The 15,857-nt window shown below is 42.8% G+C and carries 14 protein-coding genes; 10 read left to right on the top strand and 4 right to left on the bottom strand.

The features are described 5' to 3' along the window. Positions 1-55: 55 nt before the first annotated feature. Entirely contained in the window at positions 56-1,129 is a 1,074-nt protein-coding gene (locus GVN16_RS07485) for a serine hydrolase (RefSeq protein ID WP_166563246.1), read from the top strand. Between the two features lie 106 nt (positions 1,130-1,235). Then, a complete protein-coding gene (locus GVN16_RS07490; RefSeq protein ID WP_166563247.1) occupies positions 1,236-2,018 on the top strand; it encodes an aminoglycoside 6-adenylyltransferase in 783 nt (260 codons plus the stop codon). A gap of 19 nt (positions 2,019-2,037) precedes the next feature. Here the strand turns inward: GVN16_RS07490 and GVN16_RS07495 are convergent, their stop codons facing one another. Further along, a complete protein-coding gene (locus tag GVN16_RS07495; protein ID WP_166563248.1) occupies positions 2,038-2,502 on the bottom strand; it encodes an Lrp/AsnC family transcriptional regulator in 465 nt (154 codons plus the stop codon). Between the two features lie 208 nt (positions 2,503-2,710). Between GVN16_RS07495 and GVN16_RS07500 the strand changes: the two genes are divergently transcribed. Both GVN16_RS07500 and kbl read left to right on the top strand, forming a co-directional pair. Beyond that, the gene (locus GVN16_RS07500; protein WP_166563249.1) at positions 2,711-3,670 is read left to right on the top strand and encodes an NAD-dependent epimerase/dehydratase family protein; all 960 of its coding nucleotides are present in this window, start codon (positions 2,711-2,713) and stop codon (positions 3,668-3,670) included. 19 nt (positions 3,671-3,689) lie between these two features. Beyond that, complete coding sequence (gene kbl, locus GVN16_RS07505) at positions 3,690-4,877, top strand: glycine C-acetyltransferase (RefSeq protein WP_166563250.1); 1,188 nt, start codon at positions 3,690-3,692, stop codon at positions 4,875-4,877. Positions 4,878-4,890: 13 nt separating this feature from the next. Here the strand turns inward: kbl and GVN16_RS07510 are convergent, their stop codons facing one another. Next, complete coding sequence (locus GVN16_RS07510; protein ID WP_166563251.1) at positions 4,891-5,211, bottom strand: helix-turn-helix domain-containing protein; 321 nt, start codon at positions 5,209-5,211, stop codon at positions 4,891-4,893. Further along, on the bottom strand, positions 5,208-5,459 hold the full coding sequence (locus GVN16_RS07515; RefSeq protein ID WP_310587422.1) for a type II toxin-antitoxin system RelE/ParE family toxin: 252 nt from the start codon (positions 5,457-5,459) through the stop codon (positions 5,208-5,210). Before GVN16_RS07515 ends, GVN16_RS07510 begins: the two co-directional genes overlap by 4 nt. 274 nt (positions 5,460-5,733) lie before the next feature. Between GVN16_RS07515 and GVN16_RS07520 the strand changes: the two genes are divergently transcribed. From GVN16_RS07520 to GVN16_RS07545, 6 genes are all read left to right on the top strand, one after another. Beyond that, the gene (locus tag GVN16_RS07520) at positions 5,734-6,417 is read left to right on the top strand and encodes a response regulator transcription factor (RefSeq protein ID WP_166563252.1); all 684 of its coding nucleotides are present in this window, start codon (positions 5,734-5,736) and stop codon (positions 6,415-6,417) included. Between the two features lie 53 nt (positions 6,418-6,470). Further along, the gene (locus GVN16_RS07525; protein WP_166563253.1) at positions 6,471-7,826 is read left to right on the top strand and encodes a HAMP domain-containing sensor histidine kinase; all 1,356 of its coding nucleotides are present in this window, start codon (positions 6,471-6,473) and stop codon (positions 7,824-7,826) included. Between the two features lie 127 nt (positions 7,827-7,953). After that, on the top strand, positions 7,954-9,210 hold the full coding sequence (locus GVN16_RS07530) for a TolC family protein (RefSeq protein WP_166563254.1): 1,257 nt from the start codon (positions 7,954-7,956) through the stop codon (positions 9,208-9,210). A 100-nt stretch (positions 9,211-9,310) separates the two neighbouring features. Further along, positions 9,311-10,393 carry an efflux RND transporter periplasmic adaptor subunit gene (locus tag GVN16_RS07535; protein ID WP_166563255.1) on the top strand — a complete coding sequence of 361 codons (1,083 nt, stop codon included), beginning with the start codon at positions 9,311-9,313 and terminating at the stop codon, positions 10,391-10,393. A 54-nt stretch (positions 10,394-10,447) separates the two neighbouring features. Continuing rightward, positions 10,448-13,564, top strand: coding sequence for an efflux RND transporter permease subunit (locus GVN16_RS07540; protein WP_166563256.1), 3,117 nt, complete (start codon positions 10,448-10,450; stop codon positions 13,562-13,564). 124 nt (positions 13,565-13,688) lie between these two features. Further along, positions 13,689-14,957, top strand: a complete 1,269-nt coding sequence (locus GVN16_RS07545) for a voltage-gated chloride channel family protein (protein ID WP_166563257.1) — start codon at positions 13,689-13,691, stop codon at positions 14,955-14,957. A gap of 40 nt (positions 14,958-14,997) precedes the next feature. On the opposite strand, the gene GVN16_RS07550 is transcribed toward GVN16_RS07545, so the two are convergent. Continuing rightward, positions 14,998-15,840, bottom strand: a complete 843-nt coding sequence (locus tag GVN16_RS07550; protein ID WP_166563542.1) for a KilA-N domain-containing protein — start codon at positions 15,838-15,840, stop codon at positions 14,998-15,000. Between the last annotated feature and the right edge of the window lie 17 nt (positions 15,841-15,857).

Below are 15,857 nucleotides of genomic sequence, written 5' to 3' on the forward strand. Positions count from 1 at the left end.
CGGGTCTGCTTGAAACGGAAATTTGTTTAAATTCAGCAGAATTTACTGATTCCTTATGAAAAAACACCTGGTCTTTTGCCTGTTTATGATGATTTTCGTTACAAGTTCCCATGCCCAGCAATTCAAAGAAGTTGATGCGATTCTCGAAGCCTACACCGGCGATAACACACCGGGGGCTTCATTAGCCATTATTAAAAAAGGCAAGGTCATTTATCAGAAAACCTACGGGATGGCTGACCTTGAAAAACAGGTAAAGGTAAGACCCGAACACAATTTCAGACTGGCGTCTGTCACCAAACAGTTTACTGCCACAGCCGTGCTGCTGCTCATTCAGCGGGGAAAATTTACACTGGACCATACATTGACCGATATTTTTGAAGGCTTTCCTGTCTATGGAAAAAACATTACCGTTAAACACCTCCTGAACCATACCTCCGGCATCGAGGATTATGAAGACTATGTGCCGGATTCGGCGATGGTGAACCAGATTAAAGACCAGGGGGTGCTTGGTATCGTCAGAAAACTGGATAAAGGCTATTTTGCCCCGGGAGAACAATACCGTTACAGCAATACCGCCTATGCTTTGCTGGCTCTCATTATTGAGAAATATTCAGGACAGACATACGCCGGTTTTCTGAAAGCGAATATTTTCAAGCCGCTGGGTATGAAGAATACCATTGCCTACGAAAAAGGGATTTCTGAAGTAAAGCACAGGGCATTTGGCTACAGCAAAAACAAAGAAGAGCAGTGGGTGCGAAGAGACCAGAGCTCGACCAGTGCCGTGTTGGGCGATGGGGGTATTTATTCGAGTACCAACGACCTTTACCTGTGGGACCAAAGCCTTTACACCGATAAAATACTGCCCAACGGAGTGATTCAACTGGCGTTTAGTCCCAATAAAACCAATGAAGGAAAAGCCGTTGATTATGGTTTTGGCTGGCATTTAACCACTACCAAAAAAGGAGAAAAAGTGGTGTATCATACCGGGAGCACCACCAGTTTCAGGAACGTCTTCTACCGGATTCCGACTTCAGAATTCAGTATTATCCTGCTCACCAACCGTAACAAACCGGATGAAAACAACATGCTGGGTCTCGCTGAAAAAATAGCGGAGGCCTGTGGTCATTAATATTTTTCTGAAAGTCGTCTTTCTCAGGAACTTTGGGCTCTGAAAAAATGTCCTGTAATAATTTATTGTCCTCTCCTCCGGTCAGGACACAACAAAAAATAAAATTATGGTACATCAGAAGTTTATCAATCAGGTTGTTGAAAAAATCAAAACAGACGAACAGGTTATCGGTTTAGCCGCAGGCGGATCATTCATTGATCAAAGCATGGACGAGTTTTCCGATCTTGACCTGGTGTTGATCACCACCCATAAAATAGCCCCGGATGCTGATAAAATGCTGCATTATGCCGGACAACTCGGAAATCTGCTCAATGGCTTTACGGGGGAACACGTCGGCGAACGCCGTTTGCTGATCTGCCTTTATGACGACCCGCTTCTGCATGTTGATATTAAATTTCTGACCATAGATGAGTTTTCCGAACGGGTGGAAAACCCGGTTGTGTTATGGGAACGCGACGGGCAAATGACGGCCGTTCTAGAAAGTACCCCATATCATTACCCTTATCCGGATTACCAGTGGATCGAAGACCGTTTCTGGACCTGGATCCATTATGCTACCCTGAAAATCGGTAGGGGAGAGCTTTTCGAGGCCCTCGATTTTACTTCGTTTTTACGGGTAATAGTCATTTCATCACTTTTACAAATCAAAAACGGGCGTTTGCCAAGGGCATTGAGAAAAGTAGAAACCGGCCTTGAGGCTTCTGATTTTGAAAAACTGAAAGAAACCGTCGCTTCTTATGACAAGGCTTCCGTTACCGGCAGTCTTGAAAAAATGATTGTACTTTATCTGGAGCTGCGGAAAGAACTGTTTCCGGAGAGCATTGTTCTCAGAAAAGAGACGGAAGAAAAATGTATGGCCTATTTCAGAGAGATTAAGAACAGGGTATGACCTGTTCTTAATCAATGACTTAATCGAAGTACAACTCAGAAGTATGTTTGATCTCTTTAAGCACAAATGTGCTGTTCAAAACACCGATGTTGTCAATTTTTGATAATTTGTACCGCACAAAATCATGGTACTCTTCCAGGCTCCTGACATTGATCTTCAGGAAGAAATCTACCTGGCCCGCCATGTGGTAGCATTCCTGCACCTCTTCAAAATTCTGGATTTCCCGTACAAAATTATCTATGAATGCTTCGTTATGATATCGCATGGACACCTGGCAGATGGTGGTAATTTTCCGGTCAAGCATTTTGGCATCAAGAATCGCCACATAGCGGCTGATGAAGCCGGAAGTTTCCAGTTTTCTGATCCTTTCGTAAACCGGCGAGACCGTGAGGTTCAGTTCTGAGGCAATTTCCTTTGTGGTTTTCTTGGCATCTTTCTGTAAAATCCTCAGGATGCTTTTATCGGTTTCGTCCAAACTTTCCATCTTTCAGTAATATTTTCTGTTATTGATAATCTTAGATAATTTGTTTCAGTAATATTATTGGTTATAATTTAATTTTACAAGAATATTTGCTTATTTTTTGTTAAATATTGATTTATTTTATTATATATTCTACTTTTGTAAGTAAATAATGCTTTAGCGTATTCATTGAATACCGGGAATTTATTTCATCAACAAACTTCTTTACAAAATGGCTATTGATAACATTCTCATCATTGGCTCTAACGGGCAGGTCGGCTCAGCACTGGTTCATTATTTATGTGATATTTATGGTGAAAACCACGTCATTGCCTCTGATTTGAGAGAACCTGAGCAGTGTCCGTGCAGATTTGAGCAACTTGACGTAACAGACGCCGTAAAACTGGCCGGAATCGTCAGGAAATATAAGATAACCCAGATTTATCACCTGGCTGCTATCCTCTCTGCCAAAGGCGAAAATGATCCTCTATCTACCTGGGACCTCAATACTCAGACTTATTTCAACATCCTGGAGGTTTCAAGGGCTCATCATGTGAAAAAGATATTTTTCCCAAGCTCTATCGCAGTTTTCGGAGAACATGTCAATCGTGAAAAGGCTGATCAGTGGTCGTACCTGATGCCTACTACGGCTTATGGCCTGAGCAAGGCTGCTTCAGAGAACTGGTCGAACTATTATCATATTCGCTATGGTTTGGATATCAGGTCTTTAAGGTACCCTGGGATCATCAGTTACCAGTCGATGCCGGGCGGCGGAACAACGGACTATGCGGTAGATATCTATCACAAAGCGGTGTTAAACGAGGCATTTACCTGCTTCCTGAGAGAGGATTCTACGTTACCGATGATCTACATTGACGATGCTTTGAGAGCAACGGTTAACCTGATGGAAGCCCCTGAGAAACAGATCAGCATCAGGACCTCCTATAACCTTTCAGGCGTAAGTTTTTCTCCGGAAGAAATTACCGCTGAAATTCTGAAAATTTATCCGGACTTTAGTGTAAGTTATCAGCCGGATTTCAGACAGAAGATTGCAGATTCATGGCCTAAGAGCATTGATGATGCCATGGCCCGTCTGGACTGGGGCTGGAACCCTGAGTACGATTTGACAAAAATGACCAAAACCATGATTGAGCACCTGAACGAAAAATATCAGTTGCACGCTCATGCTTAACCATAAAATATAAAACATTATGTACGGAAATATTAAAGATCAACTCCAGAAAGAACTGAGCGATATCCGTGAAGCAGGGCTTTACAAATCTGAGCGGATTATCACGACCCCTCAGGCTGCCGAAATTGTTACCCAGAACGGTAAAGAAGTGCTTAATTTTTGTGCGAACAACTATCTTGGTTTGTCTTCTCATCCGGAAGTTATCGAAGCAGGTATTGAAACCATCCGTTCACACGGTTTCGGGATGTCTTCTGTGAGATTTATCTGCGGAACACAGGATATTCACAAAGAACTGGAAAGAAAAACAGCTGAGTTTTTGGGAACAGAAGATTGTATCTTGTATGCGGCAGCTTTTGATGCCAATGGAGGTGTTTTTGAGCCCTTGCTCAATGAGGAAGACGCCATTATTTCTGATGAACTGAACCACGCTTCGATCATTGACGGCATCAGGTTATGCAAAGCCAAACGTTTCAGATATAAAAACAACAACATGGCCGACCTGGAAGAGCAGTTGAAAGCCGCTTCAGGCAGCCGCAGGAAACTGATTGTGACGGACGGAGTGTTTTCTATGGATGGCACGATCGCTAAACTCGACCAGATCTGTGACCTGGCCGATAAGTACGATGCCATGGTGATGATTGATGAGTGTCACGCATCCGGATTTATCGGGAAAACCGGAAGAGGAACCCATGAATTCAGGAATGTGATGGGACGAGTCGACATCATTACCGGTACTTACGGAAAAGCCCTGGGCGGAGCCTCGGGTGGATTCACCGCAGCCAGAAAAGAAATTGTGGACATGCTGCGTCAGCGTTCGAGACCGTATCTGTTCTCCAACACCCTGGCACCGTCTATCGTGGGTGCATCTATCAGGGTACTTGATTTATTGAGCTCTTCAACAGCTTTGAGAGATAAACTGGAAGCGAATACCGTTTACTTCCGTGAGGCGATGACTGCCGCAGGTTTTGATATCGTTCCGGGCGAGCACCCGATTGTGCCTGTGATGCTTTATGATGCCAAACTGGCCCAGGAATTTGCTGCAAAATTGCTGGACGAAGGCATTTATGTCATTGGATTCTTTTATCCTGTGGTGCCGAAAGACAAAGCCCGGATCAGGGTGCAGGTGTCTGCGGGACATGAAAGGGTACATCTGGAGAAAGCCGTAGCGGCCTTTACGAAAGTAGGAAAAGCATTAGGGGTGATTTGAGAATCACCCTTTTTTATACAAGCCTTAAATACTGATTTTCAAGACTTACATTAAAATGAATTTCAGCTTTTAAGGCTTTAAAAACTTTCAGGATGGTGTCAATAGTAGCACTGTTGGCACTGCTTTCGAGTTTAGAAATCTGAGACTTTTGCACACCTACTAATTCGCCTAATTGTTCCTGAGTCAGATTCCTTTCCTGGCGAACGGTTTTAATCATTCTTCCTAAAAGCTCCATATTCAATTCATATTCATATGCATCTCTTTCAGGAGTTCCTATTTTGCCAATATACTTATCCTTCATTTCTGAAAGTGATGACGATTTTAATTCTTTCATAGCTGTCTTTTGTTTTCGAAGTAAATAATCCTGATTCTTTCAGCCCGTTCGATTTCATTTTTATGAACCTTGTCCATTTTCTTTATAAAGCCGTGAGTTGCCAAAACCAGCGTATCTTTATTATTTGATTTGTCCCAAAATGCAAGAAACCTGATTTGCATTCCGGCATGATTTATCCTGAATTCCCAGATATCATTTTGTAACTTTTTGAAAAGTCTGGGATCGTTTGTTTGTTCGGCAATATCAATATTACAATATTTTTTTTACTGCTTTAGCTTCAAGTTTCTCAATAAACCTTTCCGCTTCTTCTAGAAATCTTGTGTGAAAATAGTGCACTGATCTTTTTGCTCAAAGATATATATAGTTTCTAAATTTTGAAACATTATGTACTTTTTTTCTTAAAAAATCACGAACTGGAAATTGTGATTGAATTCTGTTATTTGACAAAATTGCTTCAGATAAATGCTCTACTTTGAAGCATAAACCTTTTATTTGCAAAAATATCCCGCCGGAACAAAGCTTATGAAAATACTTCTTGTAGAAGATGACGCTACCATGAACCAGAACATCAAAGATGCTTTCCTGATGGAAGGGTTTACGGTTGAAGTCGCTTACGATGGTAATATTGCAGAGAAATTCCTCAGGAAAGAGAGCTTCGATTGTGTGATCCTGGATGTCAATTTACCCCTTAAAAACGGATATGAGATCGCTAAAAGTTTCAGACAGATCAATACCTCTACCCCGGTGATCATGCTGACGGCTTTTGATGAACTGGAAGACAAAGTACAGGGATACGACAGCGGAGCTGATGATTACCTGACCAAACCTTTCTACATGAAAGAGCTGCTGATGAGGGTGAAATCGCTGATCAACAGGAGCCAGGGGGCTGTTTCGCAGGAATTGAAAGAATCGGTGGAGGTGCTGGATATTGTGATCAATCAAAAATCCAAAACGGTCAAAAGGAGTGATCTCGAGATCATACTGACACCTCGTGAATACCAGATATTACTAAAACTGGCCCTGGCCAAAGGGGCTATGGTCAGTAAAAAAGAGCTGATCAGGGAAATCTGGGGTGGCTCGTTTGATGCCAATACCAATACGATAGAGGTGTATATCAATTTCCTGAGAAAGAAAATTGATAAACCCTTCGGCAGCAATCTCATCAAAACCAAGATCGGATACGGATATTTTCTGGACCTGGAATAGTGCGGATTCTTTCAAATATACAATTAAGCCAGCAGAACGATTATTAACAACCCATGAGCATCCGGCAAAAAATACTCGTCAATTTCTCCATCCTTTCCATCACAGGATTCGGGTTTACCTTTCTTCTGATCTACAACCTGTTCTCCAATTACCGGTCCGAAGAATTTCAGCAGGTCATCAGGGACAAGACCATCACCACTTTGAAGTTTTTGCTGGAAGTGAAGCAGATAGACCGGGATATATTGCAGTCGCTGGATGAATTTACGATCAACAGTCTTTATAAAGAGAAGATCCTGATTTTTGACTCGAACAGGAAAATGATTTACTCAAGTATTGATGATACGAAAATCAAATTTCCGAACAGTGTTCTGGAGCAATTGAGCAGCAATAAGCCGTCTATTGAATTTACAGAAGACGGATATGATGTGGTGGGGATTTTGTTTGAACTGCGTGGACAAAAGTATTACGGAATCGCCAAAGCGTATGATATTCTCGGTTTTTCGAAACTGGATTATCTCAAATATGTGCTCATTTTTATTTTTATAGTGGTCACTTCAGTGATCCTGCTTTCTTCTTTTTTCCTTTCCAGGCAGATATCCAGACCGATTATCAACATTGCGGCTGAACTCAAAGGCATTGACCTTGATTCTCAGAATAGTTATATTACGATTCCTAACAGCAGGGATGAGATACAGCTTCTGGCGACCAGGTTTAATGAACTGATGAAAAGGCTCAATGATTCTTTTTCCTTTCAGAAGCACGCCATCCACCATATTTCTCATGAACTGAAGACTCCGATAGCCATTTTGGTGACTAATTTTGAGAAAATGGAGCAGGAGCATGACCCGTCCAGGTTAAAAGAATGGCTAAAAAATCAAAAGGAAGATACTAAAAACCTGAGTGATATCATCAATGCCTTATTGGAAATATCCAAAGTGGAGACCGGCAATAAGGTCGATGTGGAACAGGTAAGAATAGATGAACTGATTTTTGATGTGGTGGAAGAAATCAAAATTATCAATGAAGACTTTAATTTTCAGATCGATATCGACGACACGATAGAATCAGAAGAAGACCTGACCATCAGCGGTAATAACAGGCTTTTGAGACTCGCGATGGTCAACCTCGTGACCAATTGCATTAATTATAGTCAGAACAAAAGTGCCGAGATCAAAATCCATAAAGAAAAGGATAAACTGCTGATCGAATTCATTAACAAAGGCAAAGTGATCGAAGAAAATGAGAAACAATACATGTTCCAGCATTTTTTCAGAGGCGAAAACAGCCAGGGGAAAAGAGGCTTCGGGCTGGGGCTGGTGCTGATCAGCAAGATTGTTGATTTACATCACGGTATAATCGAGTACGAAAGCCAGCGGAAAACCAAAAATATTTTCCGTTTAAAATTGTAACCCCGTGCCATTTAAATTGTAGCCCCGTGCCTCGAGGCACAGGGCTATTTAAGCGAAAATTTATCCGAATTAAGGCGTTTTTAAGGTGCATTGAGGCAATTTTGCTCCCGAAACAAAAACGTCACTTATGAACCCGGTAAAAGGAATTGTTTTCATTTCCGTCATTTTCTCATCTTTCTTGGCAAGAGCATCCTCAGACACCCTCCGGATCTCAGTTCAGGACGCCGACGGACTTTTTCTGAAGAATAACTACAATCTGTTGGCGTCATCCATGAACATAGACGCACAAAGGGCCCAGATCATACAGGCCGGACTTTATCCCAATCCTGTTTTTACAGGAGATTTCAATGCGATTGACCCTGAAAACAGCAAAGTGGCTCATTTAGGGAAGTCAGGACAGAAATTTTTTCAGCTTGAGCAACTCATCTTGTTAGGCGGAAAAAGAAAAGCCCAGATCGAACTGGCGTCTACCAATGTAAAAATAGCCGAACTTGAATTCCAGGATATGATCAGACAACTAAAATTTCAGCTTCATACCAGCCTGTATTTTCTCAACCAGCAGACCTTCCTGATCAACAAGTATAATAAACAGTTGGAACTACTCGAAACCATCTTGTCGGCGTATGACACCCAGGTGAAAAAAGGGAACATACCGCTGAAAGACATGGTCAGACTGAAAGGCGTCTATCTGAACCTGAACAACAATAAGGCGGAGGCATTGAAAGAGTATTTCGGCGAGATGGCGAAAGTGAAAACTATTCTTCAGACAGACAGTTTTGTTATTCCCAATATTCCTGATACCAATATTGAGCAATTCAGTAAAGAAGTGGGGGTTGCACAATTGAACGAGCTGGCCTTCCAGAACCGTCCTGACTACCTGATTACGCAACAGAACGTGACCCTGGCAGAACAGTATTTCCAGTTTCAGAAAACCATGGCCAAACCTGATATCAATGTTTTTACATCATATGACCAGAGGAGTGGTGCATTCAGAAACCAGGTGAATGTGGGTGTCAGTATCCCGATCCCGGTCTGGAATAAGAACCAGGGGAATATAAAGTCAGCCATGATCATGAAAAAACAACAGGAATACACTACTGAAGCTTTTAAAGCCCAGTTGCTGGCGGAAATTCATAACTATCATGCCCAGTTTATTCAAAGCCTGGAAGAATACCAGAAATACAAAAAACTTTATAATGAAGATTTTGATCTGACCCTGGCAGGAATTACCGAAAACTTTAAAAAAGGCAATGTAAGCATGATAGAGTTTGTCGATTTCTTCGAAGCTTATAATGATGCCCTGGCCGAAATTGCCAAAATAAAGATCAATCTGGCCACTTCCGCCGAACAGCTCAACCTGAGTACAGGAAAACAGGTATTCTGACACACTTTACAGCCATGAAAATTTACATCATAAAAGTTTTCGGAGAGAATTAAGATCATAAGGCAGAAGTTTTTTTACTCTGATTTAAATTAAAAAACACATGAAACAGATTATTTTTTGTTCATTTATTCTATTGGTAGCCGTGGGTGCCTGCAAAAAGAAACCTAAGGATGATGATACCAAAGTAGCTTTCAGCATGAGCGATACCATGTTGGCCCGGTGTGAGTTTTACACCACCTCGACCAAAGACGTAAAAAACGAAATCAGGTTTTTCGGGAAAATCGAACCGGATAATAACAAAACAGCACAGGTTTATTCTATTGTGGGGGGTAACGTTATCAAAATCAACGTTGAATTGGGTGATTACGTAAAAAAAGGACAGGTTTTGGCAGTGGTAAAAAGTAGTGAGGTGGCCGAGTTCCAGAAAGAGAAGCAGGATGCGATAAGTGATGTGGCGGTGTCTGAAAAGAACCTGCAGGTAGCCAAAGACATGTATGCAGGTAAGTTGTCTTCGGAAAAGGATGTGGTGGCCGCGGAAAAAGCCCTGGAAAAAAGCAAGACCGAACTCTCGCGTATCAATGAAGTGTACAGCATTTATAATCTTCAGAGCGGCTCCACCTTCAACATTACAGCTCCGATCAGCGGTTTTATTGTGCACAAAGACATCAGTTCCAATGAGCAGTTGAGGGCCGATAAATCAGATGTATTGTTCTCCATTGCAGAGATCAATGAGGTATGGGCCATGGCCAATGTCAACGAAAGCGACATTTCGAAGGTGGAGATCGGTTACGAAGCTGAAGTGAGTACGCTAAGTTTCCCGGATGAAAAATACATCGGCAAAATCGACAAGATCTTTAACACCATTGATCCTGATACCAAGGCCATGAAAGTGCGGGTAAGGATTCCGAATGCTTCATTTAAATTAAAGCCCGAGATGAATGCGACGGTAACTGTGCGGTTCTCAGAAAATCAGCAGATGATTGCCATTCCGGCTTCGGCAGTCATTTTCGAAAAGAATAAAAACTGGGTGATGGTGTTTAAGGACCGCTACAATGTAGAAACCCGCAGAATTGAGGTTTACAGACAGGTAGGGGATCAGATTTACGTGAGTTCGGGTCTTAAAGAAGGAGAAAAGGTGATTTCAAAGAACGGGATTTTTATCTACGACGCCTTAAATGATTAAGGCATAAAGAGAACGAGATTGTTAATCACCAAAACATTAAAACGATAAATTGTAATGAATAAATTCATCAAAAATATTCTTTCCTTTTCGTTGAAAAACCGGTTTTTTACCTTCTTCTGGGTAGGAATCCTGGTGATCAGCGGAGTGGTCAGTTATGTCAACATACCGATTGAGGCTTTTCCGGATGTAACCAACACCCAGATCATTGTGGTGACGGAATGGAACGGCAGGAGTGCGGAGAGTGTGGAGCGGTTTGTGACGACCCCTATCGAAATTGCGATGAACAGCGTGCAGCGGAAAACCAATGTCAGAAGTGTGACGATGTTTGGTCTTTCGGTGATCAAGATCATTTTTGAGGATGATGTAGACGACTTTTTTGCCCGGCAGCAGGTCAATAACCAGCTCAGGAATGTGCAGCTCCCCGATGGGGTCGAACCTGACGTGCAGCCACCTTACGGGCCAACGGGTGAAATATTCAGATATACTTTAAAAAGTGCCCAGAGAGACTCAAAAGAGCTTCTCACCCTTCAGAACTGGACCATTGACCGCCAGATCAGGGCCGTACCGGGTGTGGCTGACGTAGTGGCTTTTGGCGGGCAGGAAAAAACCTATGAAGTGGCTATAGATCCGGTTAAACTTCAGAAGTATGAAATTACGCCGCTTGAATTGTTTGAGGCCGTTTCCAAATCAAACCTGAACGTCGGGGGAGATGTGATTGAGAAAAACGGACAGGCTTATGTAGTGAGGGGTATCGGGCTTTACAATAATATCCAGGACATTGAGAATACGATCGTAGAGATATATAATGGCAACCCCTTGCTGGTTAAAAACGTAGCCAGCGTCATTGAGAGCAGCCAGCCCAGGGTAGGACAGGTGGGTCTGGATGGCGACGATGACGTAGTGGAAGGGATCATCGTTATGCGTAAAGGCGAGAATCCAAGTGAAGTGCTTAGCCGTGTAAAAGCAAAAATAGAAGAGCTGAATACCAAGGTATTGCCTTCTGATGTGAAAATGGTGCCGTTTTATGACCGTGACGTACTGATGCAGTATTGTACAAGTACCGTGATGCACAACCTGCTGGAGGGGATCATCCTTGTAACGGTCATTGTCTTTATTTTTATGGCCGACTGGCGAACGACGGTCATCGTTTCCATTATCATTCCATTGTCATTATTGTTTGCCTTTCTGTGTCTGAAGCTCAAGGGGATGAGTGCCAACTTACTCTCCCTCGGGGCTGTCGATTTCGGGATCATCATCGATGGAGCGGTGGTGATGGTCGAAGGCCTGTTTGTTGCCCTTGACCGCAGGGCACATCAGGTCGGCATGGAGAAATTCAATAAGCTGGCTAAGATGAGCCTGATCAAAAAGACCGGCTCGGAAATGGGTAAGGCCATCTTTTTTTCCAAGCTGATCATCATTTCAGCCTTGCTTCCGATTTTCGCTTTTCAGAAAGTAGAAGGTAAAATGTTCTCGCCACTGGCTTTTACATTGGGTTTTGCCTTGTTAGGTGCCCTGATTTTCACGTTAACGCTGGTGCCGGTTCTGAGTTCTATTCTGCTTAACAAGAACGTAAAAGAAAAACATAATTTCTTCATTGATTTTATCAACAGGTCGGTCGAGGGGGCTTTTGGATGGACATTCAGAAACAAACGGCTTACCTTCATTATCTCAGGAGTTGTTTTTGCAGCGACAATCTTTTCCACCAGGTGGCTGGGGTCAGAGTTTTTGCCGCCACTGAACGAGGGAGCGTTGTGGGTGGAAGCCAAACTGCCGATGAGTACTTCACTGAATGAAACCGTCAAAATGGTGACGGTGCTCAGAAAAGAACTGAATACATTTCCGGAAGTAAACGGAGTACTGTCACAGGTGGGCCGAAGTAATGACGGTACCGATCCGAGCGGGTTTTACTATGTACAGATGCAGGTCAACCTTAAGCCGAAGGAAGAGTGGGGGAGAAAGATATCGATGGACGGCCTGGTAGAGGAAATGGACAAGAAACTCAAACGTTACCAGGGGATTAACTATAACTATTCGCAGCCTATTATCGATAACGTGGCGGAGGCTGTAGCCGGGATGAATGCATCAAATGCGGTCAAGATCTTTGGGGATGACCTTAACAAACTGGATGAAATAGCCAACCAGGTGCTGGAACAGATCAAGCATGTGGAAGGTATCAAAGACATCGGTATCCTGAGAAACCTCGGCCAGCCGGACATCAGCGTGCAGCTGGATGAAGAAAAAATGGCGATTTACGGAGTAACCAAAGCAGATGCCCAGGCGGTAATTGAAATGGCGATAGGGGGTAAAACTGCGACTTCAAAATATGAAGGCGAGATGAAATTCGACATCAGGATCAGGTATGACAAAGAATACCGGAAAAATGAGGACGACATCATGATGCTGATGATTCCTACAATAAAAGGCACCAAGATACCCTTGAAGGAAATCGCCACACTGGAAAAAAATACCGGACCTGCTTTTATTTACAGGGACAACACCAAAAGGTTTATCGGGGTGAAATTCTCTGTCCGTGAGCGTGACCTCGGAAGCACCATTGCTGAAGCACAGGCGATAGTAACTAAGAATATCAAGTTGCCTGAAGGCTACAGCATCGGATGGGCCGGAGAGTTTGAGAACCAGGTGAGGGCCACCAGCCGTCTGGGTCAGGTTGTTCCCGTCAGTCTTGTTTTGATATTTGTCTTACTCTTTATCATGTTTGGTAATGCGAAAGACGCCGGATATGTCTTAATCAATGTGCCGTTCTCCATTATCGGGGGGATTCTGGCCTTGCATATTACGGGTATCAACTTTGGTATATCGGCGGGAGTGGGGTTTATCGCCCTTTTCGGGATATGCGTCCAGAACGGTGTCATCCTGATCTCTGAGTTTCATAACCAGGCCAAAGCCCTGAAGGGTGATCTCGGGCAGGCCATCCGCAATGCCGTCAGGGTTCGTACCAGACCGGTAGTGATGACCGCGATGATGGCTGCCCTGGGTCTTTTACCTGCTGCATTAAGTACCGGTATCGGCTCAGAAAGTCAGAAACCACTGGCCATCGTCATTATCGGAGGCTTGGTGACGGCTACCATTTTCACTTTACTTGTTTTTCCGATCATCTACCACAAAGCGTTACATATTAGAGAACGAAAGTCTCAAAAGGGTTTAGTTTAGTTTAAATTAGAGTAAATAATGCCTTAAAAGAAACATCGCTTCGGTGTTTCTTTTTTTGTATATGCTTGTCTTATTTGTTAAGCAGGAGGGATTGTTTTAATTTAGAGGCACAAAAAAGGAATAGATGCCGGAGAATAAATTCAAAAAGATAATCAATATCAACTGGTCGGAAACCGATGTACTTTCTTCGCTGAAGTTCTTTTCCAGGTGGCTGGGAATTGCCGGGATTATTGGTTTTTTATCAGGTTCGGCGTCTGCATTTTTCCTGTGGGCACTTGATTGGGCTACGCAGTGGCGTGAAGCCCATGTGTGGATTATCTGGCTTTTGCCTCTGGGAGGCCTGGTTTCCGGATTAATCTATCATTATATCGGGCCGGAGGTAGAAAAAGGGAATAATCTGATACTGGAAGAGATCAATACACCCAAAGAGACCATTCCTTTTAAAATGGCTCCGCTGGTATTGGCCAGCACTTTGATTTCGCATTTTTTTGGAGGCTCGGCGGGTCGTGAAGGTACGGCCGTTCAGATGGGCGGTGCCATAGCGGATCAGTTTACGGGGCTGTTCAAACTGAAACAAACGGATCGCCAATTGTTGTTGATTACAGGGATCAGTGCCGGTTTTGCTTCGGTTTTCGGGACACCACTGGCCGGAGCAATTTTTGCTTTGGAGGTTATGATCATCGGAAAGCTCAGACACGAAGCCATTTTACCGTCGGTACTCGCTGCAGTTATTGCTGACTACACCTGCAGGTTCTGGCATATCGGTCACACCCGTTATTCTATACCGCTTGTTCCTGAAATGAAACCAGAGCTGTTTCTATGGACTTTGCTGGCGGGAGTTATTTTCGGCGTCTGCTCACTTCTTTTTGTCAGGACCACTGATTTTTTCAAAAGAATATTCAAAAGTAAAATCTCTTTTCCGCCCTTACGGCCTGTGGCCGGAGGGGTGATTATAGCCACTGCGGTCTACTTAATGGGGACTACGAGGTACATCGGACTGGGTATTCCTGTGATTGTCGACTCTTTTTACCTTGAATTGCCGTCTTATGATTTTGTTATTAAGATACTCCTGACAGCCGTCACACTGGGTGCCGGATTTAAAGGAGGAGAAGTCACGCCTTTATTCTTTATCGGAGCGGTGTTAGGCAATGCCCTGGCATTTTTTATTCCTTTGCCATTAGCTTTGCTGGCCGGTATGGGCTTTGTGGCTGTTTTCTGTGGAGCTACCAACACGCCGATTGCCTCCATCTTCCTGGGGATGGAATTGTTTGGGGCAGAGTGTGGTGTTTTCGTTGCGATAGCTTGTCTGATGGCCTATTTGTTTTCAGGTAAAGCCGGGATTTATTCTTCACAGATCACGGGGAACAGTAAGAATGGTTTGGTGGATTTTTGATGATTTATTATTTAAAGAGTTAAAAAAATACACGCTCCTATTATTCAGATCTGCGGGAAGGGTTTTGTACCAGATTCTCATAATAAGAAGAGTTTTTTAATGATTTTAATTGATTTTCGGCATTTTTTCTCAATACTTTTAATCTTTTCAGTTTGTCGACCTCATGTTGAATTAAGAGAGCATTGATGTTTTCTAAATTGCTTAAAACGAGCAATTGGTGAACGTCGGCAAAATCTCTCACGTTTAAGTTTCTGGCAGCAAATTCAGGATTTTGTTCTCTCCATTCTTTAGCTGTAAAACCAAAGAGAGCCAGATTAAGTATATCTGCTTCATCTGCATAAATGAGCCACTCAAGGTCCCGATTCAAGTTTAAAGCGGGTATGATATAATCTTTAATAGCATCAGTATGTATTCTATAATTGGCTTTTGCCAGAAATCTTCTGTAGTTCCATTCTGATCCCTTTTGATTTTGTTCCAGTTCTTTTAACCTTTGAAATTCTTTTACAAGTAATAATTGGAATCTTGGACTAATCCACATTCCAAAATGGAATGCCAGGTCTTTGTGAGCATATGTTCCTCCATATCTTCCGGTTTTTCCGTTTATCCCGATGGCATTCGTTCTGGAGACCCATTCTTTTATGGAAAGGACAAAATTGTTTCCACCTGAGGTATTTTTAATTATACCGAATTCGGTATAATTAAAATTCTCATTATACAGGATTTCCCATTCTCCCAGATATTCAATGGTATTTTTCAGGCTTAACCATTTTGTGATGATAATATTCTCATGCTGGCTTTTAGCCATGTCAGTCAAGGAAATAAAATCGAAACTGCCATTTGATTCTATATTGATATCAATACCCTCTACGTGTATTCTGGACATTTTTAAATAAGTTAGAT

Source organism: Emticicia sp. CRIBPO (genome assembly GCF_009905725.1).
Lineage (GTDB): Bacteria > Bacteroidota > Bacteroidia > Cytophagales > Spirosomataceae > Leadbetterella.

Excerpts from the sequence above, each read along its gene's own strand:
- GVN16_RS07485 (WP_166563246.1), top strand. The coding sequence starts at position 56 with ATGAAAAAACACCTGGTCTTTTGCCTGTTTATGATGATTTTCGTTACA.
- GVN16_RS07490 (WP_166563247.1), top strand. The coding sequence starts at position 1,236 with ATGGTACATCAGAAGTTTATCAATCAGGTTGTTGAAAAAATCAAAACA.
- GVN16_RS07495 (WP_166563248.1), bottom strand. The coding sequence starts at position 2,502 with ATGGAAAGTTTGGACGAAACCGATAAAAGCATCCTGAGGATTTTACAG.
- GVN16_RS07500 (WP_166563249.1), top strand. The coding sequence starts at position 2,711 with ATGGCTATTGATAACATTCTCATCATTGGCTCTAACGGGCAGGTCGGC.
- kbl (WP_166563250.1), top strand. The coding sequence starts at position 3,690 with ATGTACGGAAATATTAAAGATCAACTCCAGAAAGAACTGAGCGATATC.
- GVN16_RS07510 (WP_166563251.1), bottom strand. The coding sequence starts at position 5,211 with ATGAAAGAATTAAAATCGTCATCACTTTCAGAAATGAAGGATAAGTAT.
- GVN16_RS07520 (WP_166563252.1), top strand. The coding sequence starts at position 5,734 with ATGAAAATACTTCTTGTAGAAGATGACGCTACCATGAACCAGAACATC.
- GVN16_RS07525 (WP_166563253.1), top strand. The coding sequence starts at position 6,471 with ATGAGCATCCGGCAAAAAATACTCGTCAATTTCTCCATCCTTTCCATC.
- GVN16_RS07530 (WP_166563254.1), top strand. The coding sequence starts at position 7,954 with ATGAACCCGGTAAAAGGAATTGTTTTCATTTCCGTCATTTTCTCATCT.
- GVN16_RS07535 (WP_166563255.1), top strand. The coding sequence starts at position 9,311 with ATGAAACAGATTATTTTTTGTTCATTTATTCTATTGGTAGCCGTGGGT.
- GVN16_RS07540 (WP_166563256.1), top strand. The coding sequence starts at position 10,448 with ATGAATAAATTCATCAAAAATATTCTTTCCTTTTCGTTGAAAAACCGG.
- GVN16_RS07545 (WP_166563257.1), top strand. The coding sequence starts at position 13,689 with ATGCCGGAGAATAAATTCAAAAAGATAATCAATATCAACTGGTCGGAA.
- GVN16_RS07550 (WP_166563542.1), bottom strand. The coding sequence starts at position 15,840 with ATGTCCAGAATACACGTAGAGGGTATTGATATCAATATAGAATCAAAT.